The organism is Azospirillum largimobile (genome assembly GCF_977007025.2).
Genome location: NZ_CDRMUA020000001.1, coordinates 1,119,795 through 1,136,501 on the forward strand (window position 1 = coordinate 1,119,795; position 16,707 = coordinate 1,136,501).

14 protein-coding genes are annotated in these 16,707 nt (G+C 67.5%); 8 read left to right on the top strand and 6 right to left on the bottom strand.

What is annotated here, in order from left to right:
* Positions 1–29: 29 nt before the first annotated feature.
* Positions 30–938 (bottom strand): N-carbamoylputrescine amidase, encoded by a 909-nt coding sequence (gene aguB / locus ACWPKK_RS05195; RefSeq protein ID WP_452001506.1) that lies wholly within the window; start codon positions 936–938, stop codon positions 30–32.
* A 546-nt stretch (positions 939–1,484) separates the two neighbouring features.
* Between aguB and ACWPKK_RS05200 the strand changes: the two genes are divergently transcribed.
* Positions 1,485–2,000, top strand: coding sequence for a MarR family winged helix-turn-helix transcriptional regulator (locus tag ACWPKK_RS05200; protein ID WP_452001507.1), 516 nt, complete (start codon positions 1,485–1,487; stop codon positions 1,998–2,000).
* 60 nt (positions 2,001–2,060) lie between these two features.
* Here ACWPKK_RS05200 and ACWPKK_RS05205 read toward each other — a convergent pair whose 3' ends face one another.
* Entirely contained in the window at positions 2,061–3,377 is a 1,317-nt protein-coding gene (locus tag ACWPKK_RS05205) for a pentapeptide repeat-containing protein (RefSeq protein ID WP_324871401.1), read from the bottom strand.
* Between the two features lie 188 nt (positions 3,378–3,565).
* On the opposite strand from ACWPKK_RS05205, the gene phoU reads away from it, so the two are divergent.
* Together phoU and ACWPKK_RS05215 are read left to right on the top strand one after the other, a co-directional pair.
* On the top strand, positions 3,566–4,285 hold the full coding sequence (gene phoU, locus ACWPKK_RS05210) for a phosphate signaling complex protein PhoU (protein ID WP_149223506.1): 720 nt from the start codon (positions 3,566–3,568) through the stop codon (positions 4,283–4,285).
* Between the two features lie 274 nt (positions 4,286–4,559).
* Positions 4,560–6,821, top strand: a complete 2,262-nt coding sequence (locus ACWPKK_RS05215) for an anthranilate synthase (RefSeq protein ID WP_452001509.1) — start codon at positions 4,560–4,562, stop codon at positions 6,819–6,821.
* A 53-nt stretch (positions 6,822–6,874) separates the two neighbouring features.
* On the opposite strand, the gene ACWPKK_RS05220 is transcribed toward ACWPKK_RS05215, so the two are convergent.
* Positions 6,875–8,251, bottom strand: coding sequence for an ATP-binding protein (locus ACWPKK_RS05220; protein ID WP_452001510.1), 1,377 nt, complete (start codon positions 8,249–8,251; stop codon positions 6,875–6,877).
* On the bottom strand, positions 8,248–8,949 hold the full coding sequence (locus ACWPKK_RS05225) for a response regulator (RefSeq protein WP_310113881.1): 702 nt from the start codon (positions 8,947–8,949) through the stop codon (positions 8,248–8,250). The genes ACWPKK_RS05220 and ACWPKK_RS05225 overlap by 4 nt, the downstream gene beginning before the upstream one ends.
* 168 nt (positions 8,950–9,117) lie before the next feature.
* Here ACWPKK_RS05225 and ACWPKK_RS05230 point away from each other — a divergent pair, with 168 nt between their 5' ends.
* The gene (locus ACWPKK_RS05230; RefSeq protein ID WP_452001512.1) at positions 9,118–9,396 is read left to right on the top strand and encodes a hypothetical protein; all 279 of its coding nucleotides are present in this window, start codon (positions 9,118–9,120) and stop codon (positions 9,394–9,396) included.
* Positions 9,397–9,417: 21 nt separating this feature from the next.
* Here ACWPKK_RS05230 and ACWPKK_RS05235 read toward each other — a convergent pair whose 3' ends face one another.
* Together ACWPKK_RS05235 and mbfA are read right to left on the bottom strand one after the other, a co-directional pair.
* Positions 9,418–9,930, bottom strand: a complete 513-nt coding sequence (locus tag ACWPKK_RS05235) for a MarR family winged helix-turn-helix transcriptional regulator (RefSeq protein ID WP_149223511.1) — start codon at positions 9,928–9,930, stop codon at positions 9,418–9,420.
* 113 nt (positions 9,931–10,043) lie between these two features.
* A complete protein-coding gene (gene mbfA, locus ACWPKK_RS05240; RefSeq protein ID WP_324871405.1) occupies positions 10,044–11,000 on the bottom strand; it encodes an iron exporter MbfA in 957 nt (318 codons plus the stop codon).
* 274 nt (positions 11,001–11,274) lie between these two features.
* On the opposite strand from mbfA, the gene tpiA reads away from it, so the two are divergent.
* The 4 genes from tpiA to ACWPKK_RS05260 all read left to right on the top strand — a co-directional run bounded on the left by tpiA (position 11,275) and on the right by ACWPKK_RS05260 (position 16,658).
* Entirely contained in the window at positions 11,275–12,030 is a 756-nt protein-coding gene (gene tpiA, locus ACWPKK_RS05245) for a triose-phosphate isomerase (protein WP_452001515.1), read from the top strand.
* A 187-nt stretch (positions 12,031–12,217) separates the two neighbouring features.
* Positions 12,218–12,559 (top strand): preprotein translocase subunit SecG, encoded by a 342-nt coding sequence (secG, locus tag ACWPKK_RS05250; RefSeq protein WP_324871407.1) that lies wholly within the window; start codon positions 12,218–12,220, stop codon positions 12,557–12,559.
* A gap of 281 nt (positions 12,560–12,840) precedes the next feature.
* Positions 12,841–14,472 (top strand): CTP synthase, encoded by a 1,632-nt coding sequence (locus ACWPKK_RS05255; RefSeq protein ID WP_310113871.1) that lies wholly within the window; start codon positions 12,841–12,843, stop codon positions 14,470–14,472.
* A 356-nt stretch (positions 14,473–14,828) separates the two neighbouring features.
* Entirely contained in the window at positions 14,829–16,658 is a 1,830-nt protein-coding gene (locus ACWPKK_RS05260; RefSeq protein ID WP_452001517.1) for an autotransporter domain-containing protein, read from the top strand.
* Positions 16,659–16,707: the final 49 nt, after the last annotated feature.

Genomic DNA, 16,707 nt, shown 5'->3' on the forward strand with positions numbered 1-16,707 from the left:
AGGCCGCCGCTCCGCTCCGCCCGTGATGCTCAGCGCCGCGGCGTGGTCTCTCCATCCAGCGTCAGCAAGGCGCCGTACAGTTCCGGACGGCGGTCGCGGAAGACGCCCCAGGAGGCGCGCTGGGCGGCGATGCGGTCGAGATCGAAGGTCGCGGTCAGCACCGTGCGGCTTTCGCGGTCGGCCTGCGCCACGATCTCGCCCTGCGGCCCGGCGATGAAGGACGAGCCGTAGAAGGTCAGCGCGCAGCTTTCCCCCGGCTCCACCCCGACGCGGTTGGAAGCGACGAGCGGCATCAGGTTGGCGCCGGCATGACCCTGCATCACCCGGGTCCAATGGCCCTGGCTGTCGATGGAGGAGTCCTGCGGCTCCGACCCGATGGCGGTCGGGTAGAGAAGGATCTCCGCGCCCTTCAGCGCCATGACGCGGGCGGTCTCCGGGAACCACTGGTCCCAGCAGATGGCGCAGCCGACGGTGGCGTAACGGGTCTTGAACACCGGGATGCCGGTGTCGCCGGGGCTGAAATAGAACTTCTCCTGATAGCCCGGTCCGTCGGGAATGTGGGACTTGCGGTAGATGCCCAGCAGGCTGCCGTCCGCATCGACCATGGCCATGGAGTTGTAATAGGCGTTGCGCGCCTTTTCGAAGAAGCTGACGGGGATCACCACCGACAACTCGCGCGCCAGCGACCGCATCCGCTCGATCACCGGATGGCCTTCGGCCGGGGCGGCGAGTTCGAACAGCGACTGCTTCTGGTCCTTGCAGAAATAGGGGGTCTCGAACAGTTCCTGCGGCAGGATGATCTGCGCACCCTTTGCGGCCGCTTCGCGAATCAGCGATTCGACGCCGTCGACGTTGGCGGCACGGTCCCAGCTGCAGGCCATCTGGGTGGCGGCGACGGTGACGGTACGGGACGAGGGGACGGTCGGCGAAGCGGTCATTGCGGTCGCTGGCTCCTGTTGCGGCAAGTGTCTGTGGCGATTGACGTCTGTGTGACCAAAGGTCGCGGCGGATACAAGCGCCAGGGCGGGATTTCGGTGGATTTTAGCGAAATGTTCACATTTCGGCGATTCGTAGATGCAATCTGCCAAATAAAACCGATCCAAACGTTAATCTTCGCGCCCGTCATCATATGCGGATATGGCAACCCAGGCCTGGTCTGAAAAGATCGACTGCACACAAGGCGGCCATGCACCGTATCCGAGCCGCTGTTCTGCTTAAGTTGGACGAAATTTGCCGATCCTTTGACCGACATATCATTGCATGCCTGCGACCGACGGCTACGCAATTGATTTGCGCTTTGCACACAGCACGTTATGATTGGATGACGCAGCCAGGACCATTCGTGTCAAGGTGGTATCACCAGGAAGGCATGGATCCGACCGACGCTATGCTGCCGGGTACCCTCACGGGCAACCGCCCGGCGCTTGCACCCGGTGGGCGGGAATGGTTGTTGGATCGGTAACGACGGCAGAGAGATTGTCGGTATGGAGGCGTCTGTCAAGGGGTGGGAGCCGGAGCGCCCCGACGGTTCGGAGGATGCGGCCGGTTCGGCCGACGGTGCGTTATCGTTCGTCGTCCGTGACGTGAACCGCGCATTCGCCCGTGCTCTGCAGACGCGCATCGCGCGGTCGGGCGTCAGCATGGGGCAATGGTTCTTCCTGCGCGCCCTATGGGAGGAAGACGGCCTGACCCAACGCGAACTCAGCCACCGCGTCGGCATGATGGAGCCGACCACCGTCACCGCTGTCAACGTGATGGAGGGGCAGGGGTTGGTCCAGCGGGTGCGCAACAGCCACGACCGCCGCAAGATGAACATCTTCCTGACCGACAAGGGCCGGGCGCTTCGCGATTCGATGATGCCCAGCGCGTCGGAAATCGCTCAGCTTGCCATTCAAGGCATCACGCCGGACGAGTTGGATGTGACTCTGGACGTGCTGCGCCGCGTCGGTTCAAACCTAAACGCCGCAGCGGCGTCCGCCCGCGACGGCGAGGACGAGTGAACCGGGCGGCCTGCCGCCGCCCATCTTCCCGCACGTCAAGAGACCAGACTTCAAGCAACCTCAATCGTCGTCCGGGTCGGGCGGCGGCGGCAGGCTGGCGCCGGTCAGGTTTGCTCCGGTGAATTTGGCGTCGCGGATGTTCGCGTCGCTCAGGATCGCGCCGGTCAGGTTGGCGTTGGCGAAATCGCAGCCCGACAGGTTGGCTCCGCGCAGGTTGGTGCGGATGCAGGACGCGTTGGTCAGCCGCGCGCCAGTCAAGTTCGCCGCCCACAGCCGGCCGGTCGGCTGGCCGTCCGGCCCCTTGATGTCGACCCAGCCGATACCGGCGCCGTCCAGCCGCACCCCGTCCATGCTGGCGCCGCGCAACGTGGCGCCGTCCAGGATCGCCCCACCCAAATCGGCGCCGGCCAGCACCGCCTCCGAGATGTCGCACATGATCAGCAACGCCTCGCGCAGCTTGGCGCCACTGAGGTTGGCACGCTTCAGATTGGCACCGGACAGGTTGACGCCCGACAGGTCGATGTGGCTGAGATCGGCGCCGGTCAGGTCGGCCCGCGCGCCCATCGTGCCGTTGGTGTTGATCCAGGTGTAGTGGCTGTGCAGGGCCTGCTGGATCTGGACGGAGAAATTGTCGGCCGACCGCGCCAGATTGGCGCCGGTGGTGTCGGCGCCGGCCAGATCGGCTCCCTCCAGCTTGGCACCCTGCAGGTCCGCATTGCGCAGGTTGGCGCCGGCCAGCATCGCGCCGGTCAGGTTGGCGTCGCGCAGAACGGCCCCTTGCAGGTTCACGCCGGACAGATTGCTGCCGCGCAGGTCGGCGCGGGCAAGATTGCAGCTTTTCATGCTGGCGCGCATCAGCGTGGCGCCGGTCAGCAGCGCACCCTCGCAATCGGCGCCGTTCATCGACACGTCGGTCAGATCGGCACCCGACAGGTTGGCGTTGGTCAGCGACGCATCGTCGAAATCGCTGCCGGCCAGATCGGAGCGGACGAAATCCAGCCCCTTGCCCCCCTTGCCGCCGCCCTGCCCGCCATAGAGCAGGGCGCCGCCGCGCAGGTCGGCCTCCTTCAGGATGGCGCGCTTCATCTTGGCGCCGCGCATGTGGGCGCCGCGCAGATCGGCGCGGTACAGGTTGCAGCCGGACAGGTCGGCCTTGGTCAGGTGGGCGGCAAACAGGTCCGCGGTGCTGAGGTTGGCGTTGGACAGGTCGCAATGGGACAGATTGGCGCCGGACAGCTTGCCCTGTGCCAGGTTCACCCCGGACAGGTTCGAGCCTTCCATGTTCGCCATGGTCAGGTTGGCGCGCGAACCGCCCGACTTGTTCTTCAGCCAGCGCTCGTGCTTTTCCAGCACGGCAACCAACTCGTGCGGTGTCATCGGTCCTGTCCGGTCTGTCTGGTTGCGTGGTCCATCGATAGACCAGTGTCCAGAAATAATCTATGCCAAAGGTTAAGGCCGCCTCCAGTGCGCTTCCAGTGCATCGGCGGCTTGGCGCGGCGGCGCCCGCCCCCCATCTCCGGGGCGTCGGGCACCGGACCGCCTGTCACAGCAAGGAGTTGGGGATCATGTCGGGTGGACACACGCTTGCGGCGTTCGACACCGAACTGGCGGCGCTGCGCACCGCCATTGACCGCATGGGCGAGCTGGTGGAACGGCAGGTCGGGCTCGCGCTCGATTCGCTGGCCGGTCCGGACGCCGATATCGCGGGCGAGGTGCTGAAGGGCGACGCCGAGATCGACCGGCTGGAGATGGAGGTGGAGGCGATGACCGTCCGCCTGCTGGCTCTGCGCCAGCCGATGGCGAAGGACCTGCGCGAGATCGTGGCGGCGCTGAAGATCGCCTCCAACCTGGAGCGGATGGGCGATTTCGCCGGCTCGGTCGCCAAGCGGGCGGTCACGCTGGCCACCCTGCCGGTTGCGCCGCCGGTCGCCTCGCTGGTCCGGATGGGCCGCATGGTGCAGGCGATGATCGGCGACATGCGCCGCGCCTACACCGAACAGGACGCCGATCTGGCCGCCTCCGTCCGCGATTGCGACGGCGAGGTCGATGCGGCCTATACGGCGCTGTTCCGTGAATTCTTGACCTACATGATGGAAACGCCGGCCCAGATCACCGGTTGCACCCACCTGCTGTTCGCCGCCAAGTCGATCGAGCGCATCGGCGACCATGCCACCAACGTGGCGGAGAACATCAGCTTCCTGGTCAAGGGCCGCCTGCCGTCGGACGAGCGCCGCAAGGAGGACCTCAGCAGCTACGCCGTCGCTCCACCGCGCGAGGGTGCGTGAACGCCAGGGCTTGACAGCCGGCGGTGGCATGTGGTGCCGTTGTCGGCATGAACATGTCCTCGCCTCTCCTGTCGCAGCATTGGTGGTGGCCCGTCTCCAACGGGCCGGCCTGGCGACGCGTGTGAACGTGGATTGACGACAAAAGGCCGCCCGGTGCATCCGGAGCGGCCTTTTTCCTGACCCGGCAGCGGGTCACCGAAGGGAAAGACGGACAAGCAGGCGGAAGCACCGTGCGGCGTCACCGACAAGACGCCCGAACAGGAGCCCCGCCGCCATGACGCCCTCCCACCTGTTTCCCTCCCATATCTTCCTGGCCGATCCGGCTTTCCTCGACCCGTTCTCCGCCATCACCGGCGGCGGGATTGGGCTGCGCCGCACCGCCGAACCGGTTGGGATCGCCGACGCGCTCGACACGCTCGCCTCCGCGCTGGACGAGCGGCGCGGCCTGCTGCTGTCGGGCGGAGTGGAGGCGCTCGGCCGCTACCGCCGTCAGGCCATGGGCTTCGTCGATCCGCCCCTGTCGGTGACCGCGCGCGGCCGGACAGTGCGCATCGACGCGCTGAATCCCCGCGGCCGCCTTCTGCTGCCCGCCATCGCCGACGCACTGGACGGACATGAGGCGCTGGTCGGGCTGGAGGTGACGGCTGGCCGCATCACCGCGCTGGTCCGCCGGCCGACGGGCGTCTTCGCGGAGGAGGAGCGCAGCCGGCAGCCGTCGGTCTTCAGCGTGCTGCGGGCGCTGATGGCGCTGTTCTCCTGCCCGGACGAGCCGTTCCTCGGCCTCTACGGTGCCTTCGGCTACGATCTTGCCTTCCAGTTCGAGCCGATCCGGCGCCGGCTGGAGCGGCCGGACGACCAGCGCGACCTCGTGCTTTATCTGCCCGACCGGCTGCTGGTCGTCGATCATGGCGCCGGGATGGCCCGCCGCTTCACCTACGAGTTCGTGGTGAACGGCGTTTCCACCGAGGGGGTTGCCGGCGGTGGCCGGGTCCACGCCTACCGACCCGACACCAATGCCGCCGCGGAGTGCGACCATGCGCCGGGCGAGTACCAGCAGGTGGTGCGGGCGGCGAAGGAGGCCTTCCGTCGCGGCGACCTGTTCGAGGTGGTGCCCGGCCAGACCTTTGCCGAGCCCTGCGCCGACAGTCCCTCCACCATCTTCCGCCGGCTGCGCGCCGCCAATCCGGCCCCCTACGAGGCGTTGATAAATCTGGGGGACGGCGAGTTCCTGGTCGCCGCCAGTCCGGAAATGTATGTCCGGGTTGGATCGGGCACTACGGCGGCGCGGGTGGAGACCTGTCCGATCTCCGGCACGGTGGCCCGCGGCGCAGATGCGCTGGGCGATGCCGCGCAGATCCTGACCTTGCTGAACTCCGCCAAGGACGCGGCGGAGCTGACCATGTGCACCGACGTCGACCGCAACGACAAGGCGCGGGTGTGCGAGCCCGGCTCGGTCCGCGTGGTCGGCCGGCGGATGATCGAGCTGTACTCCCGCCTGATCCACACCGTGGACCATGTGGAGGGCCGGCTGCGCGAGGGCTTCGACGCTCTGGACGCCTTCCTCACCCACAGCTGGGCGGTCACGGTGACCGGCGCACCGAAGCGCTGGGCCATGCAGTTTCTGGAGGACACCGAACAGTCGCCGCGCCGCTGGTACGGCGGAGCCTTCGGGCGCATCGGCTTCGACGGCGGCATGGACACCGGCCTGACCCTGCGCACCATCCGCATGAAAGACGGGGTCGCCTTCGTCCGCGCCGGTGCGACCCTGCTGTCCGACAGCGACCCGGAGGCGGAGGATGCGGAATGCCGCCTGAAGGCCTCCGCCTTCCTCGACGCGGTACGGGGGGACGGGGCGTCGCCGCGGCTGGCGCTGGTCGCCACCGAACCGTCGGCGGCGGCCCGGCGGAGCGGGGAGGGGCGGCGGGTGCTGCTGGTCGACCATGACGACAGCTTCGTCCACACGCTGGCCGACTATTTCCGCCGGACCGGGGCAACGGTGACGACTCTGCGCCACACCCATGCGCGGACGGCGCTGCGCGACGATCCGCCCGACCTGTTGGTGCTGTCGCCGGGGCCGGGACGTCCTGCGGATTTCGATGTCGGCGGCAGCGTGCAGGCGGCGCTGGACCTCGGCGTGCCGGTGTTCGGCGTCTGCCTGGGGCTGCAGGGGATGGCCGAGAGCTTCGGCGCGACGCTCGACCGCTTGCCGGAGCCGATGCATGGCAAGGCCTCTCCCCTGATTCATCAGGGCTGCGGACTGTTCGAGGGGCTGCCGCAGGGGATGCGGGTGGGCCGCTACCATTCGCTGGTAGCAAAGCGCGACAGCCTGCCGCCGGAGTTGCGGGTGACGGCGGAGACGGAGGACGGAACGGTGATGGCGATCGAGCACCGGACGCTGCCGCTGGCCGCCGTGCAGTTCCACCCCGAATCGATCCTGACGCTCGACGGCGGCCACGGGCTGGCGCTGATCGACACGGTGATGGCGACGCTCGCCACGCGTGGCGGCAGGCTGCCGGAAAGGGAGGCGGCGGCCTGAAATCGGGGTCGCCGGGGGAACACGGCGCCGTCCGCTCCCCCGGCATCACTCGGTCACACCGGCAGCCGGATCACCGCGCGCAGGCCGCCATAGGGGCTGTCGTCCAGCGTGATGTCGCCGCCATGGCTGCGCGCCACGTCGCGGGCGATGGTCAACCCCAGGCCCGAGCCGCCGGTGTCCAGGTTGCGGCTGCTGTCGACGCGGAAGAAGGGCTTGAACACGTCTTCGCGCAGATAAGCGGGGATGCCGGGGCCGTCGTCGTCGACGGTGATCTCGATCACGCCCTCCTTCGGTTCGGCCTTGACCCAGGCGGTGCCGGCATGGCGGCCGGCATTGACCAGCAGGTTGGCGATACAGCGGCGGACCGCGTTGGGACGCAGCGGCAGGACCAGCCCCTCCGGCGCCGTCAGCGTCACCTCGGTCCCGTCGCGCCGCGCACCGGCGGCGACCTCGTTCAGGAGGCGGGTCAGGTCGGTCGGCTGCACCGCCTCCGTCCCTTCGCCGCGGGCGAAGGCGAGATAGCCTTCGATCATCTGCTCCATCTCGGCGACGTCGGCCTTCAACTCCTCCACCTCGGGGTCGAGGTCGGGATGCTCGATCATGTCCAGCGCCAGCTTCATCCGGGTCAGCGGGGTGCGCAGGTCGTGGCTGACGCCGGCCAGCATCTCCGTCCGCTGGTTCATCTGGCGCTGGATGCGTTCGCGCATCAGCAGGAAGGCGGAGGCGGCCTGCCGCACCTCCGTCGCCCCTTCCATCTTGAAGTTGGAAACGTCGCGGCCCTTGCCCAGCGCGTCGGCGGCGATGGCCAGCCGCTTGATCGGGCGGATCTGGTTGCGCATGAACAGGATCGCCACGGCGAACAGCACGACGGCCGAACCGACCATCCACAGGATGAAGATGTAGCTGGTCGGCGTGAACAGGCGCCGCTCCGGCGACATCACCGACAGCACGCCGTCGGCCATCTGCACCCGGATCTCGTACCATTCCCGCGCGACGCGGGTGTTGATGGCGAAGGGCCGGCCGATCCGTTCGTCCAGTGCCTTGCCCAGCGTGCGTTCCAGCAGGCCGCTCAGCCGCCGGCGCTGATCCGGCAGGACCTGATCCGGCTCAAGCGTGACGATCAGATCGGTGGTGCGGGCTATGGTGGCCAGCGTCCAGTCACGCCCCTCCTGCGACGGGTCGTGTTCGATCATGGCGATCACGGTGGCGATGTCGCCGGCCACGGCATAGGCCAGCCGGTTGGTCACCGTGTCCCAGTGGCGGTCGTAGAAGATCCAGGTCGCCACAGCCTGGGCCAGGATCACCGGCGTGACGATGATCAGCAGCGTCCGGCCGAACAGGGTGCGCGGCAGGAACCGCTTCAGGAACGGCGTGCGCCGCCGCCGTTCGGCCCGCCGCGCCGCGACCGTCCGGTCCGATGCCGCCGTCAAGGATCGGGCCTCAGCACATACCCCTCGCCGCGGACGGTGTGGAGGTAGCGCGGCTCGCGCGGGTCGGCCTCGATCTTGCGGCGCAGGCGGGTGACCTGGACATCCACGGTGCGGGCGTTGCCGGCGACCTTGCTGCGCTCCGTCAGCTCCTCGCGCGTGAAGGTGACGCCGGGCGAGGCGGCGAGGATGCGCAGCAGGCTCGCCTCCGCCGTGGTCAGGCGGATCACCTCGTCGCCCTGGCGCAACTCGTCCCGGTCCGGCAGATAGGTCAGCGGGCCGAGCCGCACGGGCACCGCAGGCGGTGCCGCCGGTTCGGGCGGACGCGCGGCCTGCCGGCGCAGGATGGAGTTGATGCGCAGCAGAAGCTCGCGCGGGTTGAAGGGCTTGGCGAGATAGTCGTCGGCCCCGGCCTCCAGCCCGGCGATGCGGTCGTCCGGCTCGTCGCGGGCGGTCAGCAGCAGGATCGGCAGGTCGCGCTCGCGCCGCAGCGACTCGGTCAGCGACAGCCCGGATTCGCCCGGCATCATGATGTCGAGCACCAGCAGGTCGAAGGCCAGCCCGCCCAGCTGCGCGCGGGCATCCGCGGCGTCACGCGCGGTGCTGACCAGAAAGCCGTTGCTGGCGAGGTACTTGCGCAGAAGCTCGCGCAGGCGGGTGTCGTCGTCGACGACCAGGATGTGAGGCTGATCTTCGGTCATGGCGCGACTATAACGCGTGTCCCCGCAATCGACATAGTGGCACCATGCGTGACGCATCATGGGTGTGCATGGCGGGCAGTCGTGTAAGCGGTTGGCCGTTTCGCCCTCGTTCCGTGTTACCCTCCATATGTCCTCCTCAGAGGGCCGAGAGACACAGGAGCGATCACGATGGCCTACGACCACAGGTCCAACGACCCCCGGGACCTGGACGCCCAAGACCTCGCCGAAATGACCCGCAACTTCCTGGCGAAGGGCGGCAACATCGTTCAATGTCCGCCGGGTGCTTCGGAAAACGTGGTGTACCGCAAGGGCGGCTTCCGCCGCCGCACCCCCAACGACACGAAGGCCGCGGCCGACAAGCCGGCGGACACCAACACGGCAGAGGCCGGCTCCAAGGATGCCGGGCCGGCGGCGCCGGAGACGAAGACGGAGCCGAGCGCCGGCTGAGGCGGTTGCAGCGTTTCGTCTTCAGCGTTTAGCGGCAAGACGGGCAGGGGGAACGGGCGGTGCGAATTTCGCGCGGTCCCCCTCGTCCAGCATGCCCATCATCACCTTGCGGAATCCCTCCACCGCCTCCGCTCCGGCCATGCGGTAGGCGCGGGCGATGCGCTGGCGCTGGGTCTCGGACAGCTGGCGCTCCAGCTCCACGCCCTTTTCCGTCAGCTCCAGCAGACGCTGCCGCCGGTCGCGGGCGCCGGTCTGCTGGTCGATGAATCCCTGGCGCACCAGTTCGCCCAGCACGCGCGACAGGCTCTGCTTGGTGATCTTCAGGATCGCCAGCAGTTCCGAAACGGTGATCTTGGGATAGCGGCCGACGAAATAGATCACGCGGTGGTGCGCGCGGCCGAAGCCGATCTCCGCCAGAATTTCGTCCGGTTCGGCGGTGAATTCGCGATAGGCGTAGAAAAGCAGCTCCATTCCGGTACGGAGTTCCTCCTCGCGGAGGAAGAGCTGGTTCACGCCCGCTTTCAGGTCAGCCATGGCGACGCGGTTGGTTCGATTTATTCTAATTAGGACAGCGGCTCAGACATAAACAATCGTACGTCCGGTTACAAGAACAAGCTCGTTCCCGGACGCGGCTTTTCCTCCGGCGCTCAGGCGCTGCCGATCAGGATTCCGGTGGCGAAAACCAGCAGTCCGCCTACCACCACCTGGAAGGCGGCCGACAGCAGCGGCGTGTCCATGTAGCGGTTGCGGATCCAGGCGATGATGGCCAGTTCGATCACCACCACGCCGATGGCGATAGCGGTCGCCGTCCAGAAGTGCGGGATCAGATAGGGCAGGGCGTGGCCCAACCCGCCCAGCGTGGTCATCGCGCCGCAGACCACCCCGCGCAGCCACGGGCTGCCGCGCCCGGTCAGCGACCCGTTGTCGGACAGCGCCTCGGCGAAGCCCATGGAGATGCCGGCGCCGATGGAGGCGGCCAGACCGACCAGGAAGGTCTCGTGGCTGTCCTGCGTCGCGAAGGCGGCGGCGAACAGCGGGGCCAGCGTCGACACCGATCCGTCCATCAGCCCGGCCAGCCCCGGCTGGATGATCTGCAGCACGAACAGCCGGCGTTCCGATTCGTGTTCCTGCTCCCGCACCTTGGGAGAGACGTATTTCGCCTCCAGCCGTTCGGCCTTGGCCTCGTGCCGCCGCTCCTCCTCGGCCAGATCGCCCAGCAGCTGGCGAATGGCGGCGTCCTGGGACCGCTGTGCGGCACGGGTATAGAAGCGCTTGGTCTCGGCCTCCATCAGTTCCGCCTGCCGGCGGACGGTGTCGAGTCCCAGCGGGCGCGTCAGCCAGACCGGCTTGCGCTCCACGAAGCCTTTCACGTCCTGGCGGCGGATCAGCGGGATGTGGTCGCCGAATCGCGTGCGGAAGAGTTCCAGCAGCCGGTGCCGGTGACCGTTCTCCTCCGACGCCATGGCGCTGAACATGCGGGCCGTGTCGGGGTAGTTTTCGGCCAGACCATGGGCGAACTCGTCATAGATGCGGCTGTCTTCCTCTTCCAACGAGATGGCGAGCGCCAGCAGCTCCTTTTCCGTCAGGTCCGAGAAGTTCTTCATCTGGTAGTGCCTTCACCGCAAGGGGATGGTGTGTTGCGAATGAACCTATTCCGGATAGGGGCATCTTCAACTTGGCGGCTCGGCCGATATGGCTGCCCCGGGCCGGCGACGGCATAGGCAGGGTGCTACACGATGTCCCTTAAGGCCAGCGCGGGCGGATGCGCCGGTCGGGTGAGTGGAAATTCGTCGGCGGGCTTGGTATGGGCTGTGGTCACGAGAGGCAAAGAACGTTCCACAAGTTCCCATATAAAGCCGAGACAAGAAGGAAACGACCATGACCGCACGCCGGAAGCTGATCGCCGGAAACTGGAAGATGAACGGGTTGAAGGCTGACGGGCTGGATCTCGCCTCCGACCTCGCCGGGCGGCTGAAGGGCGCCGGCCCGGTGGCCTTCGACATGCTGGTCTGCCCGCCCTTCCCGCTGCTGTTCCCGGTGGGGGAGGCGATCGCCGACAGCCCGCTGGCGCTGGGCGGCCAGGATTGCGCGCCGAAGACCTCCGGCGCCCACACCGGCGACGTGGCCCCGACCATGTTGAAGGACGCCGGCTGCCGCTTCGTCATCCTCGGCCATTCGGAGCGCCGCGCCGACCATGGCGAGAGCGACGCCGTGGTCAACGCCAAGGCCGTCGCCGCCCATAAGGAGGGTCTGGTCGCCATCGTCTGCGTCGGCGAGACCGAGGCGCAGCGCGATGCCGGCCAGGCGAACGCCGTGGTGTCGGGCCAGCTTGCCGGCTCCATCCCCGCCGGTGCGAATGCCGAGAACACCGTCATCGCCTATGAGCCGGTCTGGGCCATCGGCACCGGCAAGACCGCGACTCCGGACGACGTGAAGGCCATGCATGCCCATATCCGGGCCGAGTTGGCCGGCAAGATCGCCGATCCGGACAAGGTGCGCATCCTCTACGGCGGTTCGGTCAAGCCGGGCAACGCGGCGGAGCTGATGGCGGTGGACAACGTCGACGGTGCGCTGGTCGGCGGTGCCTCGCTGAAGGCCGACGATTTCTGGGGTATCGCCACCGCCTGCCGCTGATACCCCTGCCGTTTGCGACATGGCACCATCCGGTGTCAGCCATGCCGCCAACGGATACGGCCTAGGTATTTTGGCGCTGGCATATCGCGCGGCGCCGCGGTACAAACAGTGGGCGCGCGCCACGGGCCCTTAAGACGGCCTGTGGCGCGCTATTCGATTTTTGGGATGGGTGTGGGGTGAGCATCGCATGGAATCGGTGATTCTGGTTATTCACCTGCTGATCGCCATAGGGCTGGTCGGCGTGATCCTGATCCAGCGGTCGGAAGGCGGCGGGCTCGGCATCGGCGGCGGCACCATGGGCGGCATGATGAGCACCCGCGGAACGGCCAATCTGCTGACGCGGACCACCGGCATCCTGGCGGCCTGCTTCTTCGCCACCAGCATCGTGCTAGCGATCCTGGCCGGCGGGCATTCCCGCCCGGCGTCGATCATCGACAGCCTGCCGGCGGCGCCTTCGCAGTCGACCGCTCCGGCGGCCCCGGCGCAGCCTGCCGCTCCGGCCCAGCCCGCGCCGCCGGTGGCCCAGTAAAGGGTCCATCCCAGCAGCGCACGGGTACGAGCGAACAGCGAGGCGGCCTCCCCGAAGCCGCCTCTTTCTTTTGAGGGCCGACGTTCGCGACGCCATGTCTCGGCGGCGACCCTTCGGGGGACGTTGAACATCTCTCCCCTCCGGGGAGACGGACAATCCGTCCCCTATGGGGAAGGACAATACCGTTCCCTATGGGGATCGATTACTCCGTCCCCTATGGGGACATCGGCCATCCGTCCCCCACGGGGACATGGAACAGCTCTCAAGCTCTTCGGACGGACATGACTCGCTACATCTTCATCACCGGTGGCGTCGTTTCTTCGCTGGGCAAAGGTCTGGCGTCGGCGGCGCTTGGGGCGCTTCTCCAGGCGCGCGGCTACAAGGTGCGTCTGCGCAAGCTGGACCCGTACCTGAACGTCGACCCCGGAACGATGAGCCCCTACCAGCACGGCGAGGTCTTCGTGACCGACGACGGGGCTGAGACGGACCTGGACCTCGGCCATTACGAGCGCTTCACCGGCGTGTCGGCCCGCAAGGGCGACAACATCACCACCGGCCGCATCTATTCCACCGTGATCGCGAAGGAACGTCGCGGCGATTACCTGGGCGGCACCGTCCAGGTCATTCCGCACATCACCGACGAGATCAAGGAATTCATCCGCGCCGACGCCACCGATGAGGACTTCGTCCTGATTGAGATCGGCGGCACGGTGGGCGACATCGAATCGCTGCCCTTCCTGGAGGCGATCCGCCAGTTCGGCAACGAGGTCGGCCAGGAGAATGTCCTCTACATCCACCTGACCCTGCTGCCCTACATCCCGACCGCCGGCGAGCTGAAGACCAAGCCGACCCAGCATTCGGTGAAGGAGCTGCTGAGCGTCGGCATCCAGGCCAACATCCTGCTGTGCCGCGCCGACCGTCCGATCCCGGAGAACGAGCGCAAGAAGATCGCGCTGTTCTGCAACATCCGTCCGGAGCGGGTGATCGCGGCGCTGGACGTCGATTCGATCTATCAGGTGCCGATCAGCTACCACGAGGAAGGCTTCGACACCCAGGTCCTGAGCTACTTCGGTCTGCCGACCGACAAGGAGCCGGACCTGTCGCGCTGGACCCGCATCATGGACCGGGTGCGCAAGCCGCAGGGCGAGGTCACCATCGCGGTGGTCGGCAAGTACATCAGCCTGCTCGACAGCTACAAGTCGCTGGCCGAGGCGCTGACCCACGGCGGCATCGCCAACAACGTCAAGGTCAATCTCGACTGGATCGATTCGGAGATCTTCGAGGATGACGACGCGGCGGTGAAGCGGCTGGAGAACGTCCATGGCATCCTGGTGCCGGGCGGTTTCGGCTCCCGCGGGACGGAAGGCAAGATCCGGGCGGCCCAATTCGCGCGTGAGCGCAAGGTGCCGTATTTCGGCATCTGCTTCGGCATGCAGATGGCGGTGATCGAAGCCGCCCGCAACATGGCGAAGATCGAGGATGCCGGCTCCACCGAACTGGGCAAGCCGGGCAACCCGGTCGTCGGCCTGATGACGGAGTGGATGCGTGGCAACACGCTGGAGCGTCGTGCCGAGGTCGGCGACCTGGGCGGCACCATGCGGCTCGGCGCCTATCCCGCCAAGCTGCTGGAAGGCAGCAAGGTCGCCGAGGTCTACGGCACCACCGACATCTCCGAACGGCACCGTCACCGCTACGAGGTGAACGTGTACTACAAGGAGCGTCTGGAGCGCTGCGGCATGAAGTTCAGCGGCCTGTCGCCGGACGGGGAGCTGCCGGAGATCGTCGAGATCCCCGACCATCCCTGGTTCATCGGCGTGCAGTTCCACCCCGAACTGAAGTCCAAGCCGTTCGAGCCGCACCCGCTGTTCACCGCCTTCATCAAGGCGGCGATCGACCAGAGCCGGCTGGTTTGAGAAAGCGGGGGCGTGCTATTGCCCCCACCCTAACCCTCCCCCGCTCTCAGCGGACCTACGGTCCGCCTGCCGCGTCAGCACAAAGCATAGCTTTGTGCGAGAGCTGGGCGGGGGAGGGGACGAGCGCTTGTTCGAAAAAGCAGCGGCAGTCCCTCCCCCGCCCAGCGGGGGAGGTTAGGTGGGGGTCTAACTTTCCCCCGAGGGCTGTCTAGCCATGAGAAGCCCCGCCCTCAAAAAGCGGGGCTTTTCCATGTCCGCCACCTTCCCTATACGTCACCTTCCTTGCACCCCCGACTCCCCTGTGCGACGATCCTCTGAAAATCGCGTAAGCGAACAATCGGATCGGGGGAAGGACCATGAACCGCGCCAGGATCGCCGCACTCGCCACCTGTCTGACCGCGCTCGCAGCGGTACCGACCTCAGCGGCGGATTACTCCTCCACCATCTTCTTCGGCGACAGCCTGACCGACAGCGGCGCGTTCCAGTCGCTTTTGCCGTTCGGCGGCAAGTTCACCACCAATCCCGGCCCGGTGTGGGCGGAGAGCCTCGCCGGTGCGCTCGGCACCTCCGCCATCACGGCGGCGCGGGGCGGCACCGACTATGCGGTCGGCGGGGCGCGGGTGAACACGTCGGTCGGTGTCCCGGCGACCGGTCCGACGGCGCTGGCGCCCAGCGTGGCGACGCAGATCTCCGGCTATCTCGCTTCCACCGGCGGGCGAGCCGATCCGAATGCGCTCTACACCGTCTGGGGCGGTGCCAACGACATCCTCGCCTCGCTGAGCACCCCGGCAACCGCCCAGGCGACGGTGACGCAGGCGGCCACCGATCTGGTGGCGCAGGTGGCCCGGCTGCGGGCCGCCGGTGCGCGCACCATTCTGGTGCCGACGGTGCCGGACATCGGCTCGACCCCCTTCGGGCGGGCCCAGGGCTCCACTGCGGCGGCGCAGATCTCGCAACTCGTCGGCGGCTATAACCAGTTGGTCACGCTGGGGCTGGCGAACGCCGGCGTCTCGGTCATCCCGATCGACACCTATTCGCTGCTGCGGGCGGCGGTGGCGAATCCAGCCTCCTTCGGCTTCACCAACGTGACGGGGACCGCCTGCACCACCAGCAGTTCGCTGCTCTGCACCTCCGCCACCCTTGTGGCGCCGAACGCGGCGGAGAGCTATCTGTTCGCCGATGGCGTCCATCCGACGACCGCCGGACATCGCGCGGTGTCCGACTTCGTGCTGAACGCGCTGACGGCGCCCGGCAACGTCGCGCAACTCGCCGAATCGCCCTTGCGGACGCGCGACCGGGTGACCGCGACGATCCTCGCCCAGGCGGCGACCAGCCTGTGGAGCCGCAAGCCCGGCGAAACCGGCGCTTGGATCAGCGGCGGAGCGGGGCGTCTGACCAGCGACCGCACGGGCGATCCCGGCGCGGCTGGGCAGGCGGAAGTGCGCGGCACGCCGCTGTCGGTCAGCGTCGGCATCGACAGGCGATTCAGCGAAAACCTGCTGCTGGGCGTGGCCGGCACGGTTTCCCACTATCGCGGCAGCTTCTCCACCGGCGGCGATTACAAGCAGCGCGACTATGTGCTGAGTGGCTATGGCGTCTACCACATGGGCGGCGCCTTCGTGAATGGTGTCGGGTCCTTCGGCTTCACCGATTACGACCTGCGCCGCGGGGTCACCATCAACGGGACCGACCATTCGACCGGCGGCAACACCGATGGCATCAACGCATCCTTCGGTGTCGAGGGCGGCTACGACTTCACCATGGGCGGCCTGACCCATGGTCCGGTGCTGGGCCTGCGCTATCAGCATGTGGAGGTGGAGGGCTTCAGCGAGGACAGCAGCCTGTTCGGCTTCACCTACCGGTCGCAGACGCGCAACTCGCTGGTCGGCAGCGTCGGCTATCAGGCGGCCTATGATTTCGGCAGCGTCCTGCCCTATGCCAAGGTGACGCTGAACCGCGAGTTCAAGGACGACCAGCGCAACATCACGGTGGAAAGCCGCAGCATCTCCACGCTCGCCTACGACGTGGCGGTGGCAAAGCCGGACCGCAGCTATGTCGACCTGACGGCCGGTGCGTCCTTCCGGCTGGCGGCGTCGGTGACCGGCACGCTCGGCCTGAATGCCCGGCTGGGCGACGAGGAACGCCGCGACTATGGTGGTTTCGTCGGCCTCAGCGTTGGTTTCTGACCAAAGGCGGGGTGACCGGGGCCAAGCCCGCTCCATATCAGGGGCGGAT

Coding starts and splice junctions, on each gene's coding strand:
- phoU (WP_149223506.1), top strand. CDS start 3,566: ATGTCGGGTGGACACACGCTTGCGGCGTTCGACACCGAACTGGCGGCG.
- ACWPKK_RS05200 (WP_452001507.1), top strand. CDS start 1,485: ATGGAGGCGTCTGTCAAGGGGTGGGAGCCGGAGCGCCCCGACGGTTCG.
- secG (WP_324871407.1), top strand. CDS start 12,218: ATGGAATCGGTGATTCTGGTTATTCACCTGCTGATCGCCATAGGGCTG.
- ACWPKK_RS05260 (WP_452001517.1), top strand. CDS start 14,829: ATGAACCGCGCCAGGATCGCCGCACTCGCCACCTGTCTGACCGCGCTC.
- ACWPKK_RS05230 (WP_452001512.1), top strand. CDS start 9,118: ATGGCCTACGACCACAGGTCCAACGACCCCCGGGACCTGGACGCCCAA.
- aguB (WP_452001506.1), bottom strand. CDS start 938: ATGACCGCTTCGCCGACCGTCCCCTCGTCCCGTACCGTCACCGTCGCC.
- ACWPKK_RS05205 (WP_324871401.1), bottom strand. CDS start 3,377: ATGACACCGCACGAGTTGGTTGCCGTGCTGGAAAAGCACGAGCGCTGG.
- ACWPKK_RS05225 (WP_310113881.1), bottom strand. CDS start 8,949: ATGACCGAAGATCAGCCTCACATCCTGGTCGTCGACGACGACACCCGC.
- tpiA (WP_452001515.1), top strand. CDS start 11,275: ATGACCGCACGCCGGAAGCTGATCGCCGGAAACTGGAAGATGAACGGG.
- ACWPKK_RS05255 (WP_310113871.1), top strand. CDS start 12,841: ATGACTCGCTACATCTTCATCACCGGTGGCGTCGTTTCTTCGCTGGGC.
- ACWPKK_RS05215 (WP_452001509.1), top strand. CDS start 4,560: ATGACGCCCTCCCACCTGTTTCCCTCCCATATCTTCCTGGCCGATCCG.
- ACWPKK_RS05235 (WP_149223511.1), bottom strand. CDS start 9,930: ATGGCTGACCTGAAAGCGGGCGTGAACCAGCTCTTCCTCCGCGAGGAG.
- mbfA (WP_324871405.1), bottom strand. CDS start 11,000: ATGAAGAACTTCTCGGACCTGACGGAAAAGGAGCTGCTGGCGCTCGCC.